21 protein-coding genes are annotated in these 24,609 nt (G+C 70.3%); 5 read left to right on the top strand and 16 right to left on the bottom strand.

Annotated elements, in window-relative coordinates; translation table 11 throughout:
* Positions 1-5: 5 nt before the first annotated feature.
* The 7 genes from rplS to proS form a co-directional block, all read right to left on the bottom strand.
* Complete coding sequence (gene rplS / locus ABZ906_RS35950) at positions 6-356, bottom strand: 50S ribosomal protein L19 (protein ID WP_361194087.1); 351 nt, start codon at positions 354-356, stop codon at positions 6-8.
* Positions 357-488: 132 nt separating this feature from the next.
* Complete coding sequence (trmD, locus tag ABZ906_RS35945; protein ID WP_361390011.1) at positions 489-1,310, bottom strand: tRNA (guanosine(37)-N1)-methyltransferase TrmD; 822 nt, start codon at positions 1,308-1,310, stop codon at positions 489-491.
* Entirely contained in the window at positions 1,310-1,924 is a 615-nt protein-coding gene (gene rimM / locus ABZ906_RS35940) for a ribosome maturation factor RimM (RefSeq protein WP_361390009.1), read from the bottom strand. Before rimM ends, trmD begins: the two co-directional genes overlap by 1 nt.
* 83 nt (positions 1,925-2,007) lie before the next feature.
* Entirely contained in the window at positions 2,008-2,247 is a 240-nt protein-coding gene (locus tag ABZ906_RS35935; RefSeq protein WP_119295199.1) for an RNA-binding protein, read from the bottom strand.
* Between the two features lie 2 nt (positions 2,248-2,249).
* On the bottom strand, positions 2,250-2,687 hold the full coding sequence (gene rpsP / locus ABZ906_RS35930) for a 30S ribosomal protein S16 (RefSeq protein ID WP_135334708.1): 438 nt from the start codon (positions 2,685-2,687) through the stop codon (positions 2,250-2,252).
* A gap of 209 nt (positions 2,688-2,896) precedes the next feature.
* Entirely contained in the window at positions 2,897-3,493 is a 597-nt protein-coding gene (locus tag ABZ906_RS35925; protein WP_361194096.1) for a hypothetical protein, read from the bottom strand.
* 261 nt (positions 3,494-3,754) lie between these two features.
* Positions 3,755-5,170, bottom strand: a complete 1,416-nt coding sequence (gene proS / locus ABZ906_RS35920) for a proline--tRNA ligase (protein ID WP_361390007.1) — start codon at positions 5,168-5,170, stop codon at positions 3,755-3,757.
* A 216-nt stretch (positions 5,171-5,386) separates the two neighbouring features.
* Here proS and ABZ906_RS35915 point away from each other — a divergent pair, with 216 nt between their 5' ends.
* The gene (locus tag ABZ906_RS35915) at positions 5,387-6,250 is read left to right on the top strand and encodes an SAM-dependent methyltransferase (RefSeq protein ID WP_361390005.1); all 864 of its coding nucleotides are present in this window, start codon (positions 5,387-5,389) and stop codon (positions 6,248-6,250) included.
* Positions 6,251-6,275: 25 nt separating this feature from the next.
* Here the strand turns inward: ABZ906_RS35915 and ABZ906_RS35910 are convergent, their stop codons facing one another.
* Positions 6,276-7,184 carry a LysR substrate-binding domain-containing protein gene (locus tag ABZ906_RS35910; RefSeq protein WP_361390003.1) on the bottom strand — a complete coding sequence of 303 codons (909 nt, stop codon included), beginning with the start codon at positions 7,182-7,184 and terminating at the stop codon, positions 6,276-6,278.
* Between the two features lie 70 nt (positions 7,185-7,254).
* Between ABZ906_RS35910 and ABZ906_RS35905 the strand changes: the two genes are divergently transcribed.
* Positions 7,255-7,878 carry a maleylpyruvate isomerase family mycothiol-dependent enzyme gene (locus ABZ906_RS35905; protein WP_361390001.1) on the top strand — a complete coding sequence of 208 codons (624 nt, stop codon included), beginning with the start codon at positions 7,255-7,257 and terminating at the stop codon, positions 7,876-7,878.
* On the opposite strand, the gene ftsH is transcribed toward ABZ906_RS35905, so the two are convergent.
* The 6 genes from ftsH to ABZ906_RS35875 form a co-directional block, all read right to left on the bottom strand.
* Positions 7,875-9,815 carry an ATP-dependent zinc metalloprotease FtsH gene (ftsH, locus tag ABZ906_RS35900; protein WP_361194109.1) on the bottom strand — a complete coding sequence of 647 codons (1,941 nt, stop codon included), beginning with the start codon at positions 9,813-9,815 and terminating at the stop codon, positions 7,875-7,877. The two genes, ABZ906_RS35905 and ftsH, sit on opposite strands and share 4 nt — an antisense overlap.
* A gap of 124 nt (positions 9,816-9,939) precedes the next feature.
* Positions 9,940-11,496: a signal recognition particle protein gene (ffh, locus tag ABZ906_RS35895; protein ID WP_361194112.1), complete on the bottom strand. Its 1,557-nt coding sequence runs from the start codon at positions 11,494-11,496 to the stop codon at positions 9,940-9,942.
* A 181-nt stretch (positions 11,497-11,677) separates the two neighbouring features.
* Complete coding sequence (locus tag ABZ906_RS35890; protein ID WP_361389999.1) at positions 11,678-14,158, bottom strand: [protein-PII] uridylyltransferase; 2,481 nt, start codon at positions 14,156-14,158, stop codon at positions 11,678-11,680.
* 82 nt (positions 14,159-14,240) lie between these two features.
* Positions 14,241-14,579, bottom strand: coding sequence for a P-II family nitrogen regulator (locus ABZ906_RS35885; RefSeq protein ID WP_150493276.1), 339 nt, complete (start codon positions 14,577-14,579; stop codon positions 14,241-14,243).
* Complete coding sequence (locus ABZ906_RS35880; protein ID WP_361389997.1) at positions 14,576-15,946, bottom strand: ammonium transporter; 1,371 nt, start codon at positions 15,944-15,946, stop codon at positions 14,576-14,578. Before ABZ906_RS35880 ends, ABZ906_RS35885 begins: the two co-directional genes overlap by 4 nt.
* 300 nt (positions 15,947-16,246) lie before the next feature.
* Complete coding sequence (locus ABZ906_RS35875; protein WP_361389995.1) at positions 16,247-17,722, bottom strand: hypothetical protein; 1,476 nt, start codon at positions 17,720-17,722, stop codon at positions 16,247-16,249.
* A gap of 434 nt (positions 17,723-18,156) precedes the next feature.
* Here ABZ906_RS35875 and ABZ906_RS35870 point away from each other — a divergent pair, with 434 nt between their 5' ends.
* Entirely contained in the window at positions 18,157-18,819 is a 663-nt protein-coding gene (locus tag ABZ906_RS35870; protein ID WP_361194122.1) for a bifunctional DNA primase/polymerase, read from the top strand.
* A gap of 147 nt (positions 18,820-18,966) precedes the next feature.
* On the opposite strand, the gene ftsY is transcribed toward ABZ906_RS35870, so the two are convergent.
* On the bottom strand, positions 18,967-20,175 hold the full coding sequence (ftsY, locus tag ABZ906_RS35865; RefSeq protein ID WP_361389993.1) for a signal recognition particle-docking protein FtsY: 1,209 nt from the start codon (positions 20,173-20,175) through the stop codon (positions 18,967-18,969).
* Between the two features lie 198 nt (positions 20,176-20,373).
* Between ftsY and ABZ906_RS35860 the strand changes: the two genes are divergently transcribed.
* Positions 20,374-21,837 carry a cytosine permease gene (locus tag ABZ906_RS35860; RefSeq protein ID WP_361389991.1) on the top strand — a complete coding sequence of 488 codons (1,464 nt, stop codon included), beginning with the start codon at positions 20,374-20,376 and terminating at the stop codon, positions 21,835-21,837.
* 123 nt (positions 21,838-21,960) lie between these two features.
* Positions 21,961-22,941, top strand: coding sequence for an LLM class flavin-dependent oxidoreductase (locus tag ABZ906_RS35855; protein WP_361389989.1), 981 nt, complete (start codon positions 21,961-21,963; stop codon positions 22,939-22,941).
* Positions 22,942-22,985: 44 nt separating this feature from the next.
* On the opposite strand, the gene ABZ906_RS35850 is transcribed toward ABZ906_RS35855, so the two are convergent.
* Positions 22,986-24,410 (bottom strand): sugar porter family MFS transporter, encoded by a 1,425-nt coding sequence (locus ABZ906_RS35850; RefSeq protein WP_361194133.1) that lies wholly within the window; start codon positions 24,408-24,410, stop codon positions 22,986-22,988.
* Between the last annotated feature and the right edge of the window lie 199 nt (positions 24,411-24,609).

Genomic DNA, 24,609 nt, shown 5'->3' with positions numbered 1-24,609 from the left:
CGAGCTCAGTTGTCGCGCTTCTCCTTGATCTTCGCGGCCTTGCCGCGCAGCTCACGGAGGTAGTACAGCTTCGCGCGACGGACGGCGCCGCGGGTGACGAGCTCGATCTTCTCGACGATCGGGGTGTGCACCGGGAAGGTGCGCTCCACGCCGACGGAGAAGGAGACCTTGCGGACCGTGAAGGTCTCGCGCACGCCGGCACCCTGGCGACGGATGACTACGCCCTTGAACTGCTGCACACGGGAGCGGTTGCCCTCGATGACGCGCACGTGGACGTTGACGGTGTCACCCGGGCGGAAGGCCGGGATGTCGGAGCGCAGCGAAGCGCTGTCGACGGAGTCGAGCAGGTTAGCCATGATCGTCTGCTTTCTTCACTGATGCCACAGGTCATCAGCGGGAAGTTCGTGATGAGGATTCGATAGCTGTTCGCGTCGGGCGGGCGTCGTTCCCCCTGTGGCAGGGGCGCACGCTGGACGTACAGCAGCGACCTATTGTTCCACGGCCCCGGGGTCTCGCCCAAATCGGCCGTCGGGACCCGGCCGCCACCCCAGGATCGAGAGCATCTCGCGGTCCTTCTTGTCGAAGGCGGCGGGGTCGCAGCGCTCGATCAGGTCGGGCCTGTTGCGGACCGTGCGCCGCAGCGCCTCGTCCCTGCGCCAGCGCGCGATCTTGCCGTGGTGGCCGCTGATCAGCACGTCCGGGATGCCGTGACCGCGCCACTGGGGAGGCTTGGTGTAGACGGGGCCTTCGAGGAGGTTCGCCATGGCGCCCGGTGCGAAGGAGTCGTCGCGGTGGGACTCGGCGTTGCCGAGGACGCCGGGCAGGAGCCGGGCCACGGCCTCGGTGACGACCAGGACGGCCGCCTCGCCGCCCGCGAGGACGTAGTCGCCGATCGAGACTTCGTAGACGGGCATCCGGGTCGCGTACTCGTCCACGACGCGGCGGTCGATGCCTTCGTAGCGCGCGGGCGTGAAGACCAGCCAGGGCCGCCCGGAGAGCTCTACGGCGAGTTCCTGGGTGAAGGGCCGCCCGCTGGGCGTGGGGACGACCAGGACGGGCCCGTGGGCCCCCGCCTCGTACCCGTCGGCGAGTACGTCGTCGAGTGCCGCGCCCCAGGGGTCGGTCTTCATGACCATGCCGGGGCCGCCGCCGTAGGGGGTGTCGTCGACCGTGTTGTGCCGGTCGTACGTCCACTCCCTGAGGTCGTGCACGTTCACGTCGAGCTGTCCACGCGCGCGTGCCTTGCCGACGAGGGAGACGTTCAGGGGTTCCAGGTACTCGGGGAAGATCGTGACGACGTCGAGCCGCATCAGGCATCGTCCTTCGAGGAGGCCTCGTCCTTCGAAGAGGCGTCGTCCTTCGAGGAGCCCTCGTCCGATTCGGCCTCGTCGTCCCTGGCGGAGGCGATCTCCGCGCGGTCGTCGATCAGACCGGGGGGCGGGTCGATGATCGCCCGCTGCTCCTCCAGGTCGATCTCGGTGACGATCTCCTCCACGAAGGGGATCATCACCTCGCTGCCGTCGGGCCGCTCGACGATGAACAGGTCCTGCGAGGGCAGGTGCGAGATCTCCGTGATGCGGCCGACCTCGACCCCTTCCGTGGTGACGACGTCGAGGTCCATCAGCTGGTGGTCGTAGTACTCGTCCTCGTCCTCCGGAAGCTCTTCCGGATCGACCTCAGCGATCAGCAGGGTGTTGCGCAGCGCTTCGGCGCCCGTGCGGTCGCGTACGCCCTCGAAGCGCAGCAGCAGCCGGCCGCTGTGCACCCGCCCGGTCTCGATGGTCAGCGGCCCCGTGGACGCGGGGTCGGTGGCGAGGACGGCGCCGGGGCCGAGCCGCAGCTCCGGCTCGTCGGTACGCACCTCGACGGTGACCTCGCCCTTGATGCCGTGGGCGCGGCCGATCCGCGCGACTACCAGCTGCACTGCTCTCTCCTGTGTCTACAGACGACTACGGGCCGGGGAAGGCCCAGAAGCCCTCCCCGGCCCGTGCCGGTGCTACCTGTGGTTCAGTGAACCTGGTCCACGTCGACGAGGTCGACGCGGACACCGCGGCCGCCGATGGCGCCCACGACGGTCCGCAGAGCGCGCGCGGTGCGGCCGTTACGGCCGATCACCTTGCCGAGGTCTTCCGGGTGGACCCGGACCTCGAGCACACGCCCCCGGCGCAGGTTGCGCGAGGCCACCTGCACGTCGTCGGGGTTGTCGACGATGCCCTTCACGAGGTGCTCGAGAGCCTCCTCGAGCATGCTCAGGCCTCGGTCGACTCGGCGGACTCGGCCTTGGCCTCGTCTGCCTTCTTGTCGGCCTTCTTCGCCTTCTGGGTGATGGCCTCACCCTTGGCGTCGTCGCCCTCGAGGCCCTTGGTGAAGGCCTCGAACGCGGCGCGCTTGTCCTTGGGCTCCGCGACGAGCAGCGGCGCCGGGGCCGGCAGGCCCTTGTGCTTCTGCCAGTCACCGGTGAGCTTCAGGATCGCCATGACCGGCTCGGTCGGCTGAGCGCCGACGGAGAGCCAGTACTGCGCGCGCTCCGAGTCGACCTCGATGCGCGAGGGGTTCTGCACCGGGTGGTACAGGCCGATCTCCTCGATGGCCCGGCCGTCACGGCGGGTACGGGAGTCGGCGACGACGATGCGGTAGTGAGGCGAACGGATCTTGCCCAGACGCTTCAGCTTGATCTTGACTGCCACTGGAGTGGTGTCTCCTGGTCTTGACGTGGTTGGGCACAACGAGATGCCACGTGGGGTTGCGGTACTCGGGGTGCCCGATGGACGCGTCAGCCGGAGGCGAGAGGGTTCCTATGCGGCTGTCGAGTACAGCTAGCCATTGTGCCATACCTCGCCGGGGCGTCCGCACCCAGTCCGGACGCCCCGACCGGCACACCTCCAGCTCAGCCCCGTCAGCGGGCGGCGGCCCCGACCACTTCCGGAATGCGGAAGGGTTTCCCGCAGCCGCCGCAGACGATGGGCGCCTGGGCGAGCACCGAGGGGACCACGCGGACGTTGCGTCCGCAGTCGCAGACCGCCTTGACGCGGACGCCCCCTCCGGAGGAGCCGTGCCGGGCGGCCGGGCCGCGGAAGCTGCGTGCCGTGTCGGCGGCGGTCGCCGCCGTGTGCGCCTTGAGGGCGCGCTGGAGCCGCTCGATCGTGGGGCGGTAGCGCTTGCGGGCCTCGGGGTTGAGCGTGACCAGCGAGAAGCCGCTGCTGGGGTGCGGCTCGTCGGGGTGGTCGAGACCCAGCTCCTCGGCGATCGCGAGGAATCTGCGGTTGTGGTAACGGCCCGCGCGTGAGGTGTCGCGTACGCCGCGTGACGCGGCGATGCCATGGACTGCCTCGTGGAGCAGTCGCTCGAAGGAGAGCTCGGCGCCGCAGGCGGACGACGACTCTCCGATCAGGGATTCGGGCGCGGCAAGATCGGGCAGCTCGGGGTGGTGCCGCTGAATATCGGCCCACGCCTGTGCCAGCTCTGCGGCGAGAACAGGTGGTGTCGTGCTCACGTCGTGAACAACGAGCAGGGATGCCCGGGGGTTCCATTCCGGGGCATCCCAAATAATTTGCACGTACCCGTCAGTTGCCGTTGATGTGTCCGGACGAGGGCGGGTGCGCTGATCTGCGCAGAAGCCTCGCAGCTCGTGGCAAGCCGGTACGTAGTAGCGCGTACGCCCCGGCGCGTAGAGGCGCCCCGCACACCGGGGCTCGTGTTGCGCGGGCAGGCGTGCGAGCCGAGAACAAGCGCCCTGGCACCGGAGGCCCGCCCGTCAGTAGGCGCGGGCCACCACAGCGACGTTACCGGGGGTCTCGTCGGCGTCGGGCACCGCCCCGTCCTCCGCGACCAGACACCGTACGGACACGGAGTGCTCGGCGAGCTCCGCCTCGCCCTCCGGGCCGAGCGCGGCCCACGGGATGCGCGCCCAGCCGCCCGCGGCCGTGGCCTCCACCGCCTGCTCGACGGTGGTGACGTCACAGGTGCGGGACTCCCGGCGCTCGCGGGCCTGGTCCAGGAGCAGTTGCTGGTCCTCTTCGAGGACCGCGGGCAGCAGCGCCGCCAGGAAGTCGATCGCCACCGGCTCCTTGCCGCCCCTGATGCGGCGGGCGAGCATCGCGGTGCCGTTCGCGAGGTCGCGGGGGCCGACCTCGACGCGGACCGGCACTCCCTTGAGTTCCCAGTCGACGGCGCGGCGCCCGAAGGGCGTGTCCGTGCGGTCGTCGATCCGCACGCGGACGCCGGCGGCCGTCAGGCGGTCGCCGATCTCGCGGACCGCGGCGAGCACCGCCTCGTCGTCCTTGACGGCGAGGACGACGGCCTGGACCGGGGCCAGGCGCGGCGGGACCCGCAGACCGCTGTCGTCGCCGTGCATCATCACCAGGGCGCCGATCATCCTCGTCGTACTGCCCCAGGAGGTCTGCCAGACGAGTTCCTGCTTGCCCTCTTTGGAGAGGTACTGCGTCTGGAAGGCCCTGGCGAAGTTCTGGCCGAGCTCGTGGCTGGTGCCGAGCTGGAGGGCCTTGCCGTCGCCCATCATGCCTTCGAGGGTGAGGGTGTTGACGGCGCCCGCGAAGCGCTCGGCGGCGGTCTTGCGCCCGAGGACGAAGTCCATGGCGAGGACGTCCCGCATGAAGGCTCCGTAGACGTCCCGGTGGATGCGGGCCGCGAAGTCGCGTGCGTCCTCGTAGGTGGCGTGCGCCGTGTGCCCCTCCTGCCAGAGGAACTCCGACGTCCGCAGGAAGAGCCGGGGCCGCAGTTCCCAGCGGACCACGTTCGCCCACTGGTTGATCAGGAGCGGCAGGTCGCGGTAGCTCTGCACCCACTTGGAGAAGTACTCGTTGACGATCGTCTCGGAGGTGGGGCGCACGACGACCGGCTCTTCGAGCTCCTTGCCTCCGCCGTGCGTGACGACGGCGAGTTCGGGGGCGAAGCCTTCGACGTGCTCGGCCTCCCTGGTCAGGTACGACTGGGGGATGAGCAGCGGGAAGTAGGCGTTCTGGGTGCCCGTCTCCTTGATGCGCGCGTCCATGTCCTGCTGCATGCGTTCCCACAGGCCGTAGCCGTACGGCCGGATCACCATGGTGCCGCGCACCGGGCCGTTGTCGGCCAGCTCGGCCTTGTTGATCAGGTCCTGGTACCAGCGCGGGAAGTCTTCCGCCCGAGGCGTGAGAACGGGTGCCTTAGCCATGGCGCGCATGGTACGGCGGGGCCCCGGAGCGCGTGAATTGAATTCCTCCGGGGGGCGCACGACGGTGGCACGCAAGCATTGCCCCACAACCTCTGGACGTCGCGACGGATGCGGAGTTCCCTGGCATACGGGGGGAGTGCGAGCGCACTGCACGGGGGCGGACGAACCGTTTGAATACGACACTCCAGCAACTCTCGGCGGATTGGGGCGCTTTCCATGACACCTACACTCGCGCAGCCGCACCTCCCCCGCGCGGGCTCGACCCCCCGCGGCGTGGACCGGTGCGCACGCGCGCGTGACTGGGCGGAAATTCAGGAACGGATGCTGGTTCCGCTCTATGAAGCGGTGTACGAACGACTCGACGTGGGCGGCGGAACCCGGCTTCTCGGCCTCGGCTGCGGTTCCGGACTCGCCCTGCTGATGGCGGCGGCACGGGGCGCCTCGGTCACCGGTCTCGACCCCTCGGCGCCCGAACGGCTCGCCCTGGCCCGCGAACGCCTGCTGCCCGAGGCGAGCCCGGACGCGCAACCTCAGGGCGAGGCCCGGCTCGTGGACGGCGGCCCCGCCGATCTGTCGGGGCCGGGCGCGTCCTCGTACAACATGGTCACCGCGTTCCAGCCGATCGGTTGTACGGCGGGCGACTCCGAAGGGCTCTCCGGGCTCCTGGAGTCCGCCGTTCCGCTGACCGGGCACGGCACCCCCGTGGTCCTGGTCGGCTGGGGTCCGCCGGAGCGCTGCACGACCTCTTCCGTACTGAGGGTGGCGACCAAGCTCGCCGACCCACTCCGTAGTACGGGCAGTTGGCGCCCCGCGCTCCGTGACGATCTGGAGGAGGTCGCCCAGCGGGCGGGACTCAAACCGGACGGCTCGGGACGCGTCGCGTGCCCCTTCGGGTACGCGGACACGGACAGCGCGGTCCGCGGTCTGCTCTCCACGGGACTGTTCGACGCGGCGGTGGGCGCGACGGATCAGGTCCAGGTCGACAAGGAGCTGACGGAGGCCCTGCACCCGCACAAGCGGCGGGACGGGACGGTGTGGATGCCGAACGTGTTCCGGTACCTGATCGCGCGTACGCGGTAGCCGGAGCTCGTACGCGGCAGCCCGGCTAGTTCCGGACCAGGGCTGCCCGCAGCCGGTCGAGCAGCACCCCGGCCGCCGGGCTCGCGGGCCCGTCCGTGCGCCAGATCAGGGCGATCCTGGCGCGGGGCCGGGGGTCCGTGATCTCCAGCGTCCGCAGTCCGTAGGCGGCCGCCGTGCGGGGCTCGATGGCCGGCAGGACGGCCACTCCTAGGCCGCGGACGACGAGTTGGACCAGGACCTGCGGGGCGGCGGCCTCGAAGGCGATGCGGGGCCGGACGCCGGCCTGCGCGCAGGCACGGTCGAGCACGCCGCGCAGCCCGGTGCCGCGCGGCAGGCTGATCAGCGGGCGGTCGCGCAGCTCGGCCAGTGGCACGGTCGTGCGGCCCTCGGGAGCGAGGAGGGGGTCGCCCGGCAGGACGACGGCCACCAGGGGTTCGTCGATCACCAACTGGAGGGAGATGTCCGGCGGGATCTCCTCGCCCGTGAGGCCGAGGAGCGCGATGTCGAGTTCGCCGCCGCGCACCGCGGCCAGCATCCGGTCGGAGCTGTCTTCGGTGAGGGCGATCTCGACTCCGGGGTGGTCGTCGTGGAAGTCGGCGAGTACGGAGACGACGTCGAACTCGTGGGTGGCGGCGCCGGACACCAGGCCGAGCGCGATCCGGCCGCGGAGCAGTCCGGTGAACTCGTCCACGGTGTGCCGCACGCCCTCGACGGCGGCGAGCGCGGCCCGCGCGAACGGCAGGACGGCGCCGCCCACCTCCGTCAGCGTCACCGACCGGCCGGAGCGGTCCAGGAGGGGCTGTCCGAGCTCCCGTTCGAGCTGCCGGATCTGGGCGCTCACCCCGGGCTGGGCCAGGTGCAGGCGTTCCGCGGCGCGGGTGAAGTTGGCCTCTTCCGCCACGGCGACGAAGTACTGGAGCTGCCGGAGTTCCATAACCAGCAATGCTAGTGGCGAGAAGATCCAGCTCTTGGACTTATGGCGAGGCGCTGGACACCCTGGAGACGTGGACATCAGAAAGGCCATCGCCGCCGAACGCCGTGACCTCGCCGCCCTGCTCGACGAACTGACGCCCGCACAGTGGGAGGCGCCGACTCTCTGCGCGGGCTGGCGGGTCCGGGACGTCGCGGCCCATATGTCGCTGGGCTTCCGTTACTCGCTCCCCAAGACGCTGACCGAACTCGTCAAGGCGCGCGGCAGCCTCCACCGGATGACCGACCGCTGCGCCCGCAGGGACGCCGCCGCCCACCCCACCGGGCAGCTCGCCGCCTTCCTGCGGGAGAACGCGGACCACCCCTGGCAGCCGCCCATGACCGGGATCGAGGGAGCCCTGGGCCACGACGTGGTCCACGGCCTCGACATCTCGGTCGCCCTCGGCCTCGGACGCAGCGTCCCTCTGGACCGAATCGGCGTCCTTCTTAAGAAGGTCACGCCCAAGAGCACGAAGTTCTTCGGGGCGGACGTCGGCGGCGTCGAGTTGCGCGCCGACGATCTCGACTGGAGTTACGGCAGCGGCGCTCCCCTGACCGGCTCCGCGCAGGATCTCCTCCTTGTCCTGTACGGCAGGAAGCTCCCCGCGGGCCGTCTCCGGGGAGAGCCGCGGAACCGGTTCGCCCGGCAGGCGGCCTAGTCGGTGTACTTGGTGAGCCGGGTGATGCCGGCGATCCGGTACGCCGCCTCCTCCTCCAGGGTCTCGTTCTCCAGGAGCGCCGTCGCCAGGGCGTCCAACTGGTCCCGGTGGTCCCTCAGCTGGCGGCACGCGCTCTCGTAGCAGGCGTCGACGATCCGCCGCATCTCGTGGTCGATCGTGTCGAGGGTGACCGGGGCGGCCGAGAGTCCGTAGGCCTGCTGGGCGTCGGCCGGGAGCGCGGAGAGGCGGCCCACGCGCTCGCTCATGCCCCAGCGGCCGACCATGCCGCGGGCGATGTTGGTGACCTGTTCGAGGTCGTTCTCGGCGCCCGTGGTGATGGCGTCGAAGACGACGTGTTCAGCCGCCATGCCGCCCAGGGCTCCGACGATCCGGCCGCGCAGATACTCCTCCGTGTACGCGTACTTGTCGGAGTCCGGGGTCGAGAGCGTGACGCCCAGGGCGCGCCCCCGCGGCACGATGGTGATCTTGCGGACCGGGTCGGCGCCGGGCTGCAGCATGCCGAGCAGGGCGTGCCCGCTCTCGTGGTACGCCGTGCGCCGCCGCTCCTCGTCGGGCATGACCAGCGGTCGCTCGGCGCCCAGCTGGACCTTTTCGAGCGCTTCGGAGAAGTCGGCCTGCGTGACCAGCTTCTGCTTGCGCTTGACCGCGAGCAGGGCGGCTTCGTTGGCGAGGTTGGCGAGTTCCGCGCCGGTCATCCCCGGTGTCGTACGGGCCACCTGGGCGAGGTCGACGTCGTCCGCCATCGGGATCTCACGGGTGTGGATCTTGAGGATGGCCTCGCGTCCGTTGCGGTCGGGCGGGCTGACGGTGACGACCCGGTCGAAGCGGCCGGGGCGGGTCAGGGCGGGGTCGAGGATGTCGGCGCGGTTGGTGGCCGCGAGGACGATGACGCCCTCGGAGCCGGAGAAACCATCCATCTCGGTGAGAATCTGGTTCAGCGTCTGCTCGCGCTCGTCGTGCCCGCCCATGCCGCTGCCGCCGCCGCGCGCCCGTCCGATGGTGTCGATCTCGTCGATGAAGATGATGGACGGCGCGACCTTCCTGGCCTCGGCGAAGAGTTCCCGTACGCGCGATGCGCCGACGCCGACGATCATCTCGATGAACTCCGATGCGGACGCCGAGAAGAAGGGCACCCCCGCCTCACCGGCGACGGCCCGCGCGAGCAGCGTCTTGCCGGTGCCGGGCAGGCCCGCGAGCAGTACGCCGCGCGGCATCTTGGCGCCCATCTCGCGATAGGCGCCGGGGTTCTTCAGGAAGTCGACGACGTCGCTGAGCTCGCCCTCCACCTCGTCGATGCCCGCCACGTCCTCGAAGGTGGTGCGCTGCTCGCCGGGTTCGAGCTCCACCGGCTTCGGCGGCGCCTTGCGGCCCAGCATGCCGCCCGCGCCGCCGCCCATGCCCGAGCTCATCCGCCGGGCGATGAAGATCCACAGGAAGACCAGGAGCAACATCGGGGCGAGCGAGATGAGCAGGTTGGAGAGGAAGCTGCGCTCCTGGACGACCGGCTCGGCGGTGACGGTGACGTCGTGCTTGGTGAGGTCGTCCCAGAGCTTGTCGTCGGCGAACGCGGGGCGCTGGGTGAGGAACTTGGTGTACTTCCCCTTCGCGTCGCCCGGCTTCTCCTGCTCCTTCTTGAGCTGCCCCTGGATCGCGTCGCCCTTGGAGTAGATCTTCGTGACGTTCCCGGAGTCGACCTGCTTGCTGAACTCCGTGTACGAGATCGTCGGCTCGTCGCCCTCGTTGAAGAAGGAGAGAACGAGGTTGGCGATGAGATAGACGACGAGCGCGGTGAGGATGAGCCCGCCCCACCCGCCCGGCATCTTCTTCTTGGGCGGCGGCGTGGGCGCGGGCGGGGGTGCGCCCTCGGAGCGCCAGGGCTTGTCGGTCGCCCGGCGCGGCGGCACAGGGTTGCTCATATGGGGACGTTACGACACAAACAGGGGCCGGGCACCTGCTCCGGAAACGCCTGAGGCGCCCCTCCCGGCAGAGCGGAGGAGCGCCTCAGGCGGCGTACGACGCGCGGCGTACGACGGGAAGACGTCAGCCCATGAACTTCTTGAACTCGTCCGGCAGCTCGAAGTTCTGCCCCTGCTGTCCGGCGGGGAGGCCGAAGGCGCCGCCTTCCTGACCGGCCTGCTCGCGGCGGGCGGCGGCCTCCTGCTCCTCCTGCTTGCGCTTCATCGGGTTGCCCGACTTCCGCTTGCCCTTGGCCACCTTCTGCTTCTTCTTCTGCTTGCCGGGGCCGCCCCCCATGCCCGGCATCCCCGGCATGCCCGGCATTCCGCCGCCCTGGGCCATCCGCGACATCATCTTGCGGGCCTCGAAGAAGCGCTCGACCAGGTTCTTGACGGCGCTGACCTCGACACCGGAGCCCTTGGCGATACGGGCGCGGCGCGAGCCGTTGATGATCGCCGCGTCCGCACGCTCGGCGGGCGTCATCGACTTGATGATGGCGGCGGTGCGGTCGACGTCCCGCTCGTCGAGGTTGTTGATCTGGTCCTTGATCTGCCCCATGCCGGGCATCATGCCGAGCAGCTTGCTGATGCTGCCCATCTTCCTGACCTGCTCCATCTGGGCCAGGAAGTCGTCGAGCGTGAAGTCCTTGCCGCCCTTGCTGCCCTGCAGCTTGGCGGCCATCTTCTCGGCCTCTTGCTGGGAGAAGGTCTGCTCGGCCTTCTCGATCAGCGTGAGCATGTCGCCCATGCCGAGGATGCGGGACGCCATGCGGTCCGGGTGGAACGCGTCGAAGTCGTCCAGCTTCTCGCCGTTCGAGGCGAACATGATCTGGCGACCGGTCACCTGGGCGATCGACAGGGCGGCGCCACCACGGGCGTCACCGTCGAGCTTCGACAGGACGACGCCGTCGAAGCCGACGCCGTCGCGGAAGGACTCCGCGGTGTTGACGGCGTCCTGACCGATCATGGCGTCGACGACGAAGAGGACCTCGTCCGGGCTCACGGCGTCGCGGATGTCCGCGGCCTGCTGCATGAGCTCCTGGTCGATGCCGAGCCGGCCGGCGGTGTCGACGATGACGACGTCGTACTGCTTGGTCTTGGCGAACTCGATCGAGTCCTTGGCGACCGCGACGGGGTCACCGACTCCGTTGCCCGGCTGCGGGGCGTAGACGCCGACGCCCGCGCGCTCGGCGACCACGGAGAGCTGGTTCACGGCGTTGGGCCGCTGCAGGTCGCACGCCACCAGGAGCGGCGAGTGGCCCTGCCCCTTGAGCCAGAGGCCGAGCTTTCCGGCGAGGGTGGTCTTACCGGCACCCTGCAGACCGGCGAGCATGATGACGGTCGGCGGGTTCTTGGCGAACCGCAGGCGCCGGGTCTCGCCGCCGAGGATGCCGATGAGCTCCTCGTTGACGATCTTGATGACCTGCTGGGCGGGGTTCAGGGCCTGGGAGACCTCGGCCCCTGCGGCGCGCTCCTTGACCTGCTTGATGAAGGCCCGGACGACGGGAAGGGCGACGTCCGCCTCGAGCAGGGCGATGCGGATCTCGCGCGCCGTGGCGTCGATGTCCGCCTCGGACAGGCGGCCCTTGCCCCGGAGGTTCTTGAATGTCGCTGCGAGGCGGTCGGAGAGAGTGTCGAACACGGCGGTCGCGAATCCTCGGGTCGAAGGGGGCGCCCCCCGCTCGCACGGAGCTGAGCGTGGGGGAGGGCGGATAGGTCGCCCTCCAGGGTATCTGCACCACTGCGGGTGTGGGTCCGCAGTATCCGGGCGGAGCCCAGCACCACGATGCGGGTGGTCACCTACCCCCGCAGCGCCCCTTCCACTACCCCCGCAGCGCCCCTTCCACCGCCCTGGCCACCCCCGCGGCCCGCTCCCCCGTAAGCGGCCCCGACCCCGCTTCCGGCTCCGTCACGTAGAACGCGTCCACCGCGTTCGCACCCAGCGTGGAGACATGCGCACTGCGCACCACCACCCCGGCCGACTCAAGCGCCCGCCCGATGCGGTGCAGCAGACCCGGAGCGTCCTGTGCCCTGACCTCGATCACCGTCGCGACGCGGGAGCCGGCCGGAGCCACCGTCACGCGGGGCGGCGGAGCCACCGTGCCCCGGCGGCGGGGATACGCCGCGTCCCGTTCCGCGAGGCGCGCCGCGATGTCCAGCGAGCCGTCGAGGGCCCGCACCAGATCCGCCCGCAGCCGAGCGGCCTGCGGCAGCGAGCCGTACTCCGCCGCCACCCGCCAGTTCAGGAGCAGCACCGGGTCTTCGAGCCCGGACGGAAGGCCGACCCCGCGCAGCTCCGCGGTACGCACGGCGAGCCGGTGCATCGCGAGCACCCCCGCGACGGCGGGCAGCACGCCGGGCTGGTCCGGCACCGCGATGACCAGCTCCACGCCCAGCGGCTCGGGGTCCCCGGCCGCCCCCTCCTCGGAGCCCGCTGCCCCCTCCGTCTGCGCGCGCAGGGAAAGCACAGGACCGCCCGTACGGAACGCCTCCACGGCGAGCCGCTCCTGCTCGGCGGTGGGCGCGACGTCCTCCGCGCCCTCCGGCTCGTCCCCCGAGAGCACCGCCCCCACCCGCTTCACCAGGTCGGCGACGAGCGATCCCCGCCAGGCGGACCAGGCCGCGGGACCGGTGGCGAGCGCGTCCGCCTCGGTCAGCGCGTGCAGCAGCTCAAGGGTCCCCGCGGACTTCACCGCGTCCGCGACGGACCGCACCGTGGCCGGGTCGTCCAGGTCCCGCCGCGTGGCCGTCTCGATCAGCAGCAGGTGATGGCGTACGAGGGTCGCGAGAACCGCCACGTCCGCCCGGTCGAAGCCGATCCGGGCGGCGACGTCACGGGCGATGATCTCCCCGGCCTCGGAGTGGTCCCCCGGCCAGCCCTTGCCGATGTCGTGCAGCAGCCCGGCCACGAGCAGCAGGTCGGGCCGCCCCACGCGCCGGGTCAGCTCCGAGGCCTGGACCGCCGTCTCCACCAGATGCCGGTCGACCGTCCATGTGTGCACGGCGTTGCGCTGCGGCCTGCACCGCACCCGCTCCCAGTCGGGCAGCAGCCGGGTGATGAGCCCCTCGGCCTCAAGGGCCTCCCACACCTCCACCGTCGGCCGCCCCGCCCCGAGCAGCGTCACCAGCTGCTCCCTGGCCTCGGCGGGCCACGGCGTGGGCAGCGGCCGCACCGCCGCCGCCATCCTGCGCACCGCGTGCAGCGAGAGCGGCAACCCGGCCTGGGCCGCGGCGGCGGCAGCGCGCAGCGGCAGTACGGGATCACGCTCGGGCCTGGCCGCCCGGGCGAGGACGACCTCCCCGTCCTGCTCCACCACGCCCTCGGCCAGCGGCGACCGCTCCGCCGCCGCCCCCTTGCCGCCGCCCAGCATGGCCCGCAGCCGAGGCCGCACGGAGCGGGACCGCAGCACCCGGCTCACCTCGCGCCACGTCACGTCACTCGCGTACGAGACGGTGCGAGCGGCCTCGTACACCTGCCGGAGCAAGGTGTCCGCGTCCAGGAGTCCGAGCTCGGCGGCGACCTGGTCCTGCTCCTGGAGGGCGAGCCGGTCCGTGGCCCGTCCCGTCGTCAGATGCAGCGCGTCCCGCACGTCCAGGAGCCGCCGCCGGGCGTCGGACAGCCCCTCGCGCGGTGCGTCCGCGAGCCATGACGCGGCGACGGCCCGCAGCGCGGTCGCGTCCCTGAGGCCGCCGCGGGCCTCCTTCAGGTCCGGCTCCAGGAGGTAGCTCAGCTCCCCCTGCCGCTCGGCCCGTTCCTCGCACAGCTCGCGCAGCTCGGGCAGGCGCTTCGGCGCGAGGTTGCGCCAGTCGGCGAGTACCGCCGTGCGCAGCCCGGCGGTCAGCCCCAGGTCGCCCACGACGTGCCGGGCGTCAAGGAGCCCCAGCTGCACCTTCAGGTCCTCGCCCGCGGTCTTGCGCGCCTCGGCCGGTGTCCGCACGGAGTGGTCGAGCGCGAGCCCCAGGTCCCAGATGGGGTACCAGATGCGGTCCGCGAGGGCCGCCACCTCCCCCGCGTCCGCGCTGCCGTCGTGCAGCAACAGCAGATCGAGATCGCTGCGCGGCGACAGCTCTCCCCTGCCGTAACCGCCCACGGCGACCAGCGAGACCCCCCTCGGCACGCCCGCACCCGTACCCGCGCCCGTGAAGAGCCCGGTCAGCCAGTCGTCCGTCAGATCGGCGAGGGCCGAACGGCGCGGCGGCCCGGACTGCGCCTCCCCCTGAAGGAGGCGCAGCCGGGCCGCCGCATAGCCGCTGGGTCCGGAGTCTTCCGAGTCCGATTCAGTACGTACGTCCACACTCGTCACCCAGCAGCTCCTGTCAGTCCCGCTCAGTCCCGCTCAGATCCGCTCTGTTCCGGTCGACCGACCCGGCCCACCCCGGCCCGCGTCACAGCGCATCGGGCCCGCGCTCGCCGGTCCGCACCCGTACCGCCGTGTCGACCGGGACGCTCCAGACCTTGCCGTCCCCGATCTTGCCCGTTCGGGCGGCCTTCACCACGACATCCACGAGCTGTTCGGCGTCGTCGTCCTCGACGAGGACCTCGATACGGATCTTCGGCACGAGATCGACGGTGTACTCGGCGCCGCGGTAGACCTCGGTGTGGCCGCGCTGACGGCCGTAGCCGCTGGCCTCGGTGACGGTCAGACCCTGGACGCCGAAGGCCTGGAGGGCCTCCTTGATCTCGTCGAGGCGGTGCGGCTTGACGACCGCGGTGATGAGCTTCATGCGTCCACCTTCTTGTTCTTGCCGGCGTCCTTGTCCTTGCCGGCGTCCTGGGCCGGCGGGCCGGGCACGGCGGCGGTGCGGGGCGCGGTGCCACCGCCCGCTCCGCTGAAGTCGTACGCGGTCTCGGCGTGCTGCACCTGGTCGATGCCCGCGACCTCCTCGTCCTCGCTGACCCGCATCCCGATGGTCTTGTCGACCAGGAGGGCGAGGACCGCGGAGGCGATCAGGGAGTAGGCGAGGACGGCGCCGACACCGGCGGCCTGCTTGCCCAGCTGCTCCAGGCCACCGCCGTAGAAGAGGCCCTTGGCGTCGGACTGGACGCCACCGGTGGCGAAGAAGCCGACGAGCAGCGAGCCGACGACACCGCCGACGAGGTGGACGCCGACGACGTCGAGGGAGTCGTCGTAGCCGAACTTGAACTTGAGGCCGACGGCCATGGCGCACAGCAGACCGGCGATGGCGCCGACGGCGATCGCGCCGAGCGGCGAGATGGAACCGCCGGACGGGGTGATCGCGACGAGTCCCGCGACGGCACCGGAAGCGGCGCCGAGCGTGGTGATCGCGCCGTGCCGGATCTTCTCGTAGGCGAGCCAGGCCAGCATGGCGGCGGCGGTGGCGACCTGCGTGTTCAGGAACATCATCGCGCCGACGCCGTCGTCGTTGCCCAGCCACGATCCGGCGTTGAAGCCGAACCAGCCGAACCACAGGAGTGCGGCGCCGAGCATGACGAGCGGCAGGCTGTGCGGCCGCATCGGGTCCTTCTTGAAGCCGACGCGCTTGCCGATGACCAGGATCACGCCGAGCGCGGCGGCACCGGCGTTGATGTGCACGGCCGTACCGCCGGCGAAGTCGATGACGCCGAGCTCGAAGGCCCAGCCGCCCGTGCCCCACACCCAGTGCGCGACCGGGAAGTAGACGATCGTGGCCCAGAGCGCGACGAACAGCGCCCAGGCGGTGAACTTCACGCGGTCGGCGAGCGCACCGCTGATCAGTGCGGGTGTGATGATCGCGAACATCAGCTGGAAGACGGCGAAGACATAGACCGGGATGGAGTAGCCGTCCCACAGCTCCGTGAGCCCTATGCCGCTGAGGCCCACGTAGTCGGACGACCAGCCGAAGAGGCTGCCGTGGTCGGTGCCGAACGCGATGGAGAAGCCGTACAGCACCCAGAGGATGGTGACGATCCCCAGACTGATGAAGCTCATCATCAGCATGTTCAGCGTGCTCTTGACGCGGACCATGCCTCCGTAGAAGAAGGCGAGTCCCGGCGTCATGAGCATCACCAGGGCGGAACAGATGAGCATGAACCCTGTGTTGGCGGCAGACAGCTGCGGGGCGTCTGCGGCGATCGTGATGCCTGGGGGCATCGGCGTCTCCTCGTCGTCGTATGCGGCCCGTGCGGGCGGGCTGAGGGGGGTGGGCCGTTATGCGCCACGACATTGGCGCAGCGCCGTTTCCGGGGGCGCCCCTCGATGTTTCGCCGCAGTGACGAAGAGGTCGTACGTGTTACGCGTCCATGAACTGCCGGATCAGGCAGGGGGCGGTTTCATACCCTGCGCACACGGCAAAGACCGGCCGCGGCGGCCATCCGATTGACCTGGCGTGGGGGAGCCGAGTCGGGCAGTTCGGGATGGGCCGGCCGCGGCCGGAGTTCCGGTGGGGCGCCGTCAGACGGCCTCCGCGGTTTCCGGCATCTCGACGGCGAGCTGCTCGGTGAGCTGCACGACCTCGGCGTTGTCGCCGAAATCCCGTACGGCGGTGTCGACGGTCTTGCGCAGGCGGGTGTTGACCCGCTCGGAGCGGACCTTCTTGGCGATGGTGAGGGCCTTGCCCGCGAGGATCGTGCTCTGCTCGGGCTCGCGCTGGAGCAGGTGGACCGTGGCCATCCCGATGAGGTTCAGTGCGTACGAACGCTGGTGCTCGGAGTCCTTGCCGAAGAGGTCGACGGCGCGCTCCATGACGGGCTCGGCGAGCGAAGCGTACGTGGGGCTGCGTCCCGCGACATAGGCCAGGTCACGGAACGAGTGGGCGTTCTCGCCGTTCAGCTCGGCCTCGGAGAAGAAGCGGATCCAGTCGGGCTCGGGCTCGTCGAACTCCAGGGCGTCGGCGAAGGTGTCCTCGGCCATGCGCACGGCACGCTTGCACTTGCCGGGCTGGCCCATGCTGGCGTAGGCGCGGGCCTCCATCGCATACAGCATGGCCTGGGTGCGCGGGCTCGCGCAGTCCCGGCTGCCGTACTGCGCGAGGTGGATCAGTTCGAGCGCGTCGTCGGGCCGCCCGAGGTGGATCATCTGGCGGCTCATGCTGGAGAGGATGTACGAACCGAGCGGCTTCTCGCCCGCTTCCTTCGCGGCGTGCAGGGCGAGCACGAAGTACTTCTGGGCGGTGGGCTGGAGGCCCACGTCATAGCTCATCCAGCCGGCCAGCTCGGCCAGCTCGCCCGCGACCTTGAAGAGCCGTTTGGACGTGGCCTCGGGCTGGGGCTCCTGCAACAGGTCCGTCACCTCGTGCAGTTGGCCGACGACCGCCTTGCGCCGCAGCCCGCCGCCGCACTGGGCGTCCCACTGCCGGAACATCACGGTCGTGGACTCCAGGAGGTCCAGCTCCGGTTTGGAGAGCCGGCCGGGCCTGCGCGAGGGCGTGGACGGCTCGGGGTCGCCGACGGGGCTGGTCGGTCCGGGGACCAGCCAGCGCTGCATGGGCTCGATGAGGGCGGTGCCCGCGGAGAGCGCGAGCGAGGTGCCGAGGAAGCCGCGCCGGGCCAGCATGAGGTCGCTGCGCGAGAACTCACTGATGAGCGCGACGGTCTGGGGGCCGGTCCACGGCAGGTCGACACCGGATACGGACGGCGACTGGTGCGCGGCGCGCAGCCCGAGGTCCTCGACCGCGACGACGCAGCCGAACCGCTCGGAGAACAGCTCCGAGAGGATGCGCGGGATGGGCTCGCGGGGATTCTCGCCGTCCAGCCACCGCCGTACGCGCGAGGTGTCGGTGGAGATGTGGTGCGCGCCCAACTGCCGTGCCCTGCGGTTCACTTGGCGGGCCAGCTCGCCCTTCGACCAGCCGCTGCGCATGAACCAGGAATTGAGCAGTTCGTTGGGGCGCTTCTCAGCGTTCGTACCACTTCCGCCATTGCCGCCCACTGGAACGCCCCCATCCCTCAAGACACTTACGCGCGGTCTCACGCCAAGCCCTAGCCAAGCCCTACCAGAATGCCGTGTATTGCGGCTCTCCGTCCGGAGAACGTCACCCATCGAACAGGAAACCGACTTGCCTCCGGCATACCCACGAGTGCACGACACTCGGGCTCCGTGCACTGAAAGTAATCCTACGATCACCCGTCCGGCGAGGGCGATCGCGTAAACGCCACCATTCGCCACCCCTTCGAATGAACTCCCGCTCCGCAACAAGCGATTCACTTGACAGTGGACGTCCGAGGGTGGGCGGAAGGGAGCACTTGAGGGCGCGCATGACCGAGCGCACCCCCCTTCCAGTCACCGGGCGCCCGCACAAAAGCACAGGGTCACGATCCGATTCCGTCACGTAACCACACCGCGCTTGACCCGTTGGAGGGGGCATGGGCTTCACGATCGGCGGCATCCGGGGAATCGACAAGCCCCGCACCGGTTCTCGACGGCGCGGACGCGCCTCGGACTGCACCGCGGTGGCCGAGTACACCGGACTGTGGGGATGGGCCGCGGTCCCCGGCGCACGCGCCCTGGACGGCCGCTGCTCCTGCGGCGCGGACGACTGCGCGGCGCCCGGCGCGCATCCGCTGGAGTTCGCTCCGGAGGTCCCCGCCGGGGCGACGCTCGACGAAGTGACCGAGGCCTGGGCCCAGTTCCCCGGCGCCGCCGTGCTGCTTCCCGTGGGCCGCGCCTTCGACGTGCTCGAGGTGGCGGAGACCGCGGGACGCCGGGCGCTGGTCCGCCTGGAGCGCATGGGCCTGCCGCTCGGCCCGGTGGCGGCCACCCCGGACGGCCGGGCGCACTTCTTCGTCGCCCCCGGCGCCGCCGCCGAACTCCCCCAGCTGCTCTACCGCATGGGCTGGGACGACGCCGGCCTCGACCTGCACGGCCGCGGCCCCGGACACCACCTCACGGCCCCGCCGTCCGACCACGCGGGCCTGGGCCCGGTGCGCTGGCTGCGCGCCCCCGATCTCGACTCGGCGACACATCCGCCGCAGGCGCGGCTGATCCTGGGCACCCTGGCGTACGTGGCACACCGCTCACCGGCGTAACGCCCGCACAGCGAAATGCCCGCCCCGGCTGCACCCCGGGGCGGGCATTTCTTTCGTACGCGGCACAGGAAGCATGCGCGGTGAAGCGGTGCGCACCCGCGGGTGCGTCGTGGCTGGTCGCGCACTTCCCCGCGCCCCTGGGGGGCGCTACTCGCCGATCAACGCCTCCACAAAAGCCTCCGGCTCGAACGGCGCCAGATCGTCCGCGCCCTCGCCGAGCCCGACCAGCTTCACCGGCACGCCCAGCTCGCGCTGGACCGCCACGACGATGCCGCCCTTGGCCGTGCCGTCCAGCTTCGTCAGGACGATGCCGGTGATGTCGACGACCTCTGCGAAGACCCGCGCCTGCACCAGGCCGTTCTGCCCGGTCGTCGCGTCCAGGACGAGCAGCACCTCGTCGAGCGGCGCGTGCTTCTCGACGACGCGCTTGACCTTGCCCAGCTCGTCCATCAGGCCGGTCTTGGTGTGCAGCCGGCCCGCGGTGTCGATGAGGACGACGTCGGCGCCCTCCGCGATGCCCTCCTTGACCGCGTCGAAGGCGATCGACGCCGGGTCGCCGCCCTCGGGGCCGCGGACCGTGCGCGCGCCGACGCGCTCGCCCCAGGTCTGCAACTGGTCGGCGGCGGCCGCGCGGAACGTATCTGCGGCGCCGAGCACCACCGAACGGCCGTCGGCGACCAGGACGCGGGCGAGCTTGCCGGTGGTGGTGGTCTTGCCGGTGCCGTTCACGCCGACGACCATCACGATGCCGGGCGTCTCCAGGCCCGACTCCGTCTTGACCGTGCGGTCGAGCTCCGGGCCGACCAGGGTGAGGAGCTCCTCGCGCAGGAGGGTGCGCAGCTCGTCCGGGGTGCGGGTGCCGAGCACGCGGACGCGCTCGCGAAGGCGCTCGACCAGTTCCTGGGTGGGGGCGACGCCGACGTCGGCGGTCAGGAGCGTGTCCTCGATCTCCTCCCACGTGTCCTCGTCCAGGTGCTCGCGGGAGAGGAGCGTGAGCAGCCCCTTGCCGAGTGCGTTCTGCGAGCGGGAGAGCCGACTGCGCAGGCGAACCAGGCGACCTGCCGTGGGCTCCGGGGTCTCGATCTCCGGCGCGGCCGGCTCTTCGATGACGACGGGTGCCGACGCCGAGGGCTCGGCGAGCGGGAGTTCCACCTCCTCGATCGTGCGGCGCGGTTCGTCGCGCGGCGTCTCGGCCTCGTCGCCGACATGCGGCTCGGCCGGAGGAGCGGTGATGGTGGGCGTCGAGGACGGGGACTTCGGCGGCAGCTGCTTCTTCTTGCGGCTGCCGATCACGAGCCCGCCGAGCGCGCCGATCACGACCACGGCGATGACTACAGCAAGGATGACGATTTCCATAACTCACCCAGTATCAGCCATGGGGGCAACACGGGCCCAGGCTGGAGCTTCCTCCAAAGAACATAAGCTCATAGAGGCCACTACTCGGACTAAAGTACGATGGAGCTCTCCGCATCAACGCGCGTAGAGTCCAACGCGATCACCCCCACGGACGGATCGCGGCGTTGCGATCCGAGCGAGAGGCACGGACCCCACCCCATGAGCACCACCGCCGAAACCGAAGGCGCCCTGGAGACACGCGGCCTCGAGCCCGTCCCCGACTCCGAGCGCACGGGCCGGACCCGCGAGCTGTTCCCCACCTGGGTGGCGGCCAACATCAGTGTCCTGCTGCTCACCATGGGCGCGGGCCTCATCGTGACCAACGGCCTGAACTTCTGGCAGGCGCTGGTCGTCGCCCTCGTGTCGCCCCTCCTCAGCTACGGCCTGGTCGGCCTGATCTCGATCGCGGGCAAGCGCGGCGGCTCCCCCGGCATGACGCTCTCGCGCGCCGTCTTCGGCCAGCGCGGCAACCTCTTCCCCGGCTCGCTGATCTGGGTCGCGCGCTGGGGCTGGGAGACGATCAACGCGGTGACGGGTGCGTACGCGATCATCACCGTCCTGGACATCTGCTTCGGCGTGAAGTCCAGCACGTGGCTGACGGTCGTGACGCTGGTCGCCTTCGTCGCCTGTACGTTCCTGATCAGCGGCCTGGGCCGCAAGGTCCTGCACATCTGCAACACCTGGGCGACGTACCTCTTCGGCGCGTTCAGCGTGCTCGTCCTGGTCTACCTCGTGGCCAACACTCCCTGGTCGGACGTCTTCTCGAGGTCCGCGGGCTCCACCGCCGCGATGGTCGCGGGCATCGGCACGATCGCAGCGGGCGGCATCAGCTGGGTCCCCACGGGCCCGGACTTCACGCGCTACCTCCCGCGCAGGGCCTCCAGCAAGGCCCTGGTGGGCAACGCGATCGGCGGCGCCGGCATCGTCGTCGTGCCCATGGTCCTGATGGGCGCGGTCATGGCGGTCAGCACGCCGAGCCTGTCGAAGGCGTCCGACCCGGTCTCCTTCCTCGGCGAGCTGCTGCCGACGTGGATCGCGGTGCCGTACCTCCTGATGGCGCTGATCGGCATGCTCCTGATCAACTCGATGTCGATGTACTCCGCGGGCTTCACCGCGATGACGCTCGGCATCAAGGTCCCGCGCACCTGGGCCGTGTCGATCAACGCCATCATCAGCCTGATCTTCGGCTACCTCCTGATGAACGTGGCGACCAGCTTCATCGGCTCGTTCATCTCCTTCCTGACCCTGCTCGCGGTCGCCTTCTCCGCCTGGATCGGCGTCTTCGGCATCGACATGCTGCGCAGGAAGACGTACGACGGCGAAGCCCTGATGGACACCAAGCGCACCAGCGCCTACTGGTACAAGGCCGGTTTCGCCTGGCAGGCCATGACCGCGTGGGCGATCGCCCTGGTGGCGGGCCTGCTCTTCACCAAGGTCGACTGGTTCAGCGGTCCGCTCGCCACGTCCTGGATCGGCCGCAACGGCCTGGGCTGGCTCGCCACGATCCTCATCGCGGCCGCGCTGTACGCGGTGCTGCCGAGGAACCCGGCCGTCGAGGCGCCCGAGGGCCGCGAGGGTCCCGAGGGCAAGGGCGGCGACGAGACGGAGCTGGTCTCGGCCTGATCCGGATCGGCCCGTCCCGGAGTCTCGGCCTGATCCGGATCGGCCCCTCCCGGATACTTCTCATCTGACACGACGTCAGCTAGCGTCCCCCTTCGCCGCCCACGGTGAAGGGGGACGTTTCCCATGCCCGTCACAGTCGTACGTTTCAACCTCGTCGAACCGGATGCCACGCCCGCCTCGCTCAGCGACCGCTACAAAGCCGCCCTGGAGATGGCCGCCTATGCGGACGACCGGGGCATCTCCACCGTGCAGACCGAGGAGCACCACGGCGTCGGGAACAACTGGCTGCCCTCGCCCTTCACGTTCGCCGGCGCCGTGTTCGGCGCGACCCGGCGCATCGCGGTCACGGTCTCCGCGATCATCGGCCCGCTGCACGATCCGCTGCGGCTCGCCGAGGACATCGCCGTACTCGACCTGCTCAGCGGCGGGCGTCTGGTGACGGTGGCGGGGATCGGCTACCGGCCCGCCGAGTACGAGGCGTTCGGCGTCGAGTGGAAGCGCCGCGGCAAGCTCCAGGACGAGCTGCTCGAAACCCTGCTCAAGGCATGGACCGGCGAGCCCTTCGAGTTCCGCGGCCGCACCGCACGCGTCACCCCGCGCCCGTTCACCCGGCCCCACCCGATGCTCCTGGTCGGCGGCTCCTCGCAGGCGGCGGCCCGCCGCGCGGCCCGGCTCGGCCTGCCGTTCTTCCCCAGTGCCCATCTGCCGGAGCTCGAGGCGTACTACAACGAACGCCTCACGGAGTACGGCACCGAGGGCTGGACCATGATGCCCGCCGCCGAGACCCCGCTCCTGCACATCGCGGACGACCCCGACCGCACCTGGGCCGAGCACGGCGAGCACTTCCTGCACGAGGCCCGCACCTATGCGTCCTGGCAGTCCAAGGACATCCGCTCGGCGGTGAAGTCCGCCGCCACCACGGTCGATGAGCTGCGCGCCGAGGGCGTCTACCGCGTCCTGACGCCCGACGAGTGCGTGGCGTACGTACAGGGCGGCGCCGCCAATCTCGTGCTGCACCCGCTGTCGGGCGGGATGCCGGTGGACGAGGGCTGGCGCAGCCTGCACCACTTCTGCGAAAACGTACTGCCCCGGCTCAAGGAATAGGTCCTTGAACCGGGGCAGCTTCCTCGGAGGAGGGGCAGCGGGGATTAGCCCATCTCCTCCAGGGTCTTGCCCTTCGTCTCCTTGACGAACTTCATGACGAAGGGGATCGAGATCACGGCGAAGGCGCCGTAGATGATGTACGAGCCGGTCAGGCTCCACTCGGACATGCTCGGGAACGTCTTGGTGATCGCGAAGTTGGCGAGCCACTGGGCCGACGCGGCGACACCGAGGGCCGCGGCGCGGATCCGGTTCGGGAAGATCTCGCCGAGCAGGACCCAGACCACCACGCCCCAGGAGAGGGCGAAGAAGAGCACGAAGGCGTTGGCGGCGATGATCGCGGTCAGGCCCTGAGCGTTCGGCAGCGAGACGTTGTCGCCCGAACCCGTGCGGTAGGAGAACGCCCAGGCGCAGGTGAAGAGCGCGAGCGCCATGCCCGCGGAGCCGATGATGGCGAGCGGCTTGCGGCCGATGCGGTCGACGAAGACCATCGCGATGACCGTACCGACGATGTTCACGATCGACGTCTCGAACGAGTACAGGAACGAGCTGCTCGGGTCCTTGCCGATCGACTGCCACAGCTGGTTCGAGTAGTAGAAGATCACGTTGATGCCGACGAGCTGCTGGAACACCGAGAGGCCGATGCCGATCCAGACGATCGGCAGGAAGCCGACCTTGCCGAGCAGGTCCTTGAACGAGGACTTGTGCTCGCGGCGCATGCCCTCCTCGATCTCGGCGACGCGCCCGTCCAGGTCGATCTCGGTGCCCTCGACCTCGCCGAGCACCTTCTTCGCCTCGGTGTCACGGCCGACGGAGATCAAGAAGCGCGGCGACTCGGGGATCGCGAAGGAGAGCAGGCCGTAGAGGACGGCCGGGATGACCATGACGCCGAGCATCAGCTGCCAGGCCTCCAGGCCCAGGAGCTTGCCGCGCTGGTCGCCGTCGGCCATGTTCAGGATGCCCCAGTTGACCAGCTGGGAGACGGCGATGCCGATGACGATCGCGGCCTGCTGGAACGAGGCGAGACGGCCTCGGTACGCGGGGGGAGCCACCTCGGCGATGTAGGCCGGGCCGATGACGGAGGCCATGCCGATGCCGATGCCGCCGATGAAGCGCCACACCGTCAGGTCCCACGCCGCGAACGGCAGGGCGGAGCCCACGGCGCTCGCCGCGAAGAGGACGGCGGCGATCTGCATGCAGCGGATGCGGCCGATGCGGTCGGCGATGCGCCCGGCGATCGCGGCACCGACGGCACAGCCGAGCAGTGCGGTGGCGATGATCCAGCCGAGCATGTTCGCGTCTACGTCGAAGCGGTGCTGGATGGCGACGGTGGCGCCATTGATCACCGAACTGTCGTAGCCGAAGAGGAAGCCACCCATCGCGGCGGCTGCCGTAATGAAGATGACATGGCCGAGATGGTCCGGATGGGCCTCTCTGCCTCCGGGCTGCGGCGCCTTCGTTGTGCTGGTCACATGGACTCCTCGGGCCACCGGCAACATCGCCGGGGGTGGGGGTGAGCACTTCAAGTGGCGCACAACTTCGCGCCGCCCACCACCTGAAGGTAAAAGCAACGTTGCAGAGACTATGCCTTCAAGTTTCGAAGTCAATACCTGGGTTCCTGTGAAATGCAGGCACCTCTGAGGCAGGCTTCGTTCAAGTGTTGAAGTAATG

This window comes from Streptomyces sp. NPDC046925 (assembly GCF_040644915.1).
Lineage (GTDB): Bacteria > Actinomycetota > Actinomycetes > Streptomycetales > Streptomycetaceae > Streptomyces.
Note: the sequence above shows the minus strand (reverse complement) of the source record. Positions and strands in the feature narration are given on the sequence as shown.

Bases quoted from the DNA above. Each gene is read 5' to 3' on its own strand.
- ABZ906_RS35935 (WP_119295199.1), bottom strand. From the start codon at position 2,247: ATGCTCGAGGAGGCTCTCGAGCACCTCGTGAAGGGCATCGTCGACAAC.
- ABZ906_RS35880 (WP_361389997.1), bottom strand. From the start codon at position 15,946: ATGCCCCCAGGCATCACGATCGCCGCAGACGCCCCGCAGCTGTCTGCC.
- ABZ906_RS35915 (WP_361390005.1), top strand. From the start codon at position 5,387: ATGACACCTACACTCGCGCAGCCGCACCTCCCCCGCGCGGGCTCGACC.
- ABZ906_RS35910 (WP_361390003.1), bottom strand. From the start codon at position 7,184: ATGGAACTCCGGCAGCTCCAGTACTTCGTCGCCGTGGCGGAAGAGGCC.
- ABZ906_RS35855 (WP_361389989.1), top strand. From the start codon at position 21,961: ATGCCCGTCACAGTCGTACGTTTCAACCTCGTCGAACCGGATGCCACG.
- ftsY (WP_361389993.1), bottom strand. From the start codon at position 20,175: ATGGAAATCGTCATCCTTGCTGTAGTCATCGCCGTGGTCGTGATCGGC.
- ABZ906_RS35870 (WP_361194122.1), top strand. From the start codon at position 18,157: ATGGGCTTCACGATCGGCGGCATCCGGGGAATCGACAAGCCCCGCACC.
- ABZ906_RS35885 (WP_150493276.1), bottom strand. From the start codon at position 14,579: ATGAAGCTCATCACCGCGGTCGTCAAGCCGCACCGCCTCGACGAGATC.
- ABZ906_RS35860 (WP_361389991.1), top strand. From the start codon at position 20,374: ATGAGCACCACCGCCGAAACCGAAGGCGCCCTGGAGACACGCGGCCTC.
- rplS (WP_361194087.1), bottom strand. From the start codon at position 356: ATGGCTAACCTGCTCGACTCCGTCGACAGCGCTTCGCTGCGCTCCGAC.
- proS (WP_361390007.1), bottom strand. From the start codon at position 5,170: ATGGCTAAGGCACCCGTTCTCACGCCTCGGGCGGAAGACTTCCCGCGC.
- trmD (WP_361390011.1), bottom strand. From the start codon at position 1,310: ATGCGGCTCGACGTCGTCACGATCTTCCCCGAGTACCTGGAACCCCTG.
- ftsH (WP_361194109.1), bottom strand. From the start codon at position 9,815: ATGAGCAACCCTGTGCCGCCGCGCCGGGCGACCGACAAGCCCTGGCGC.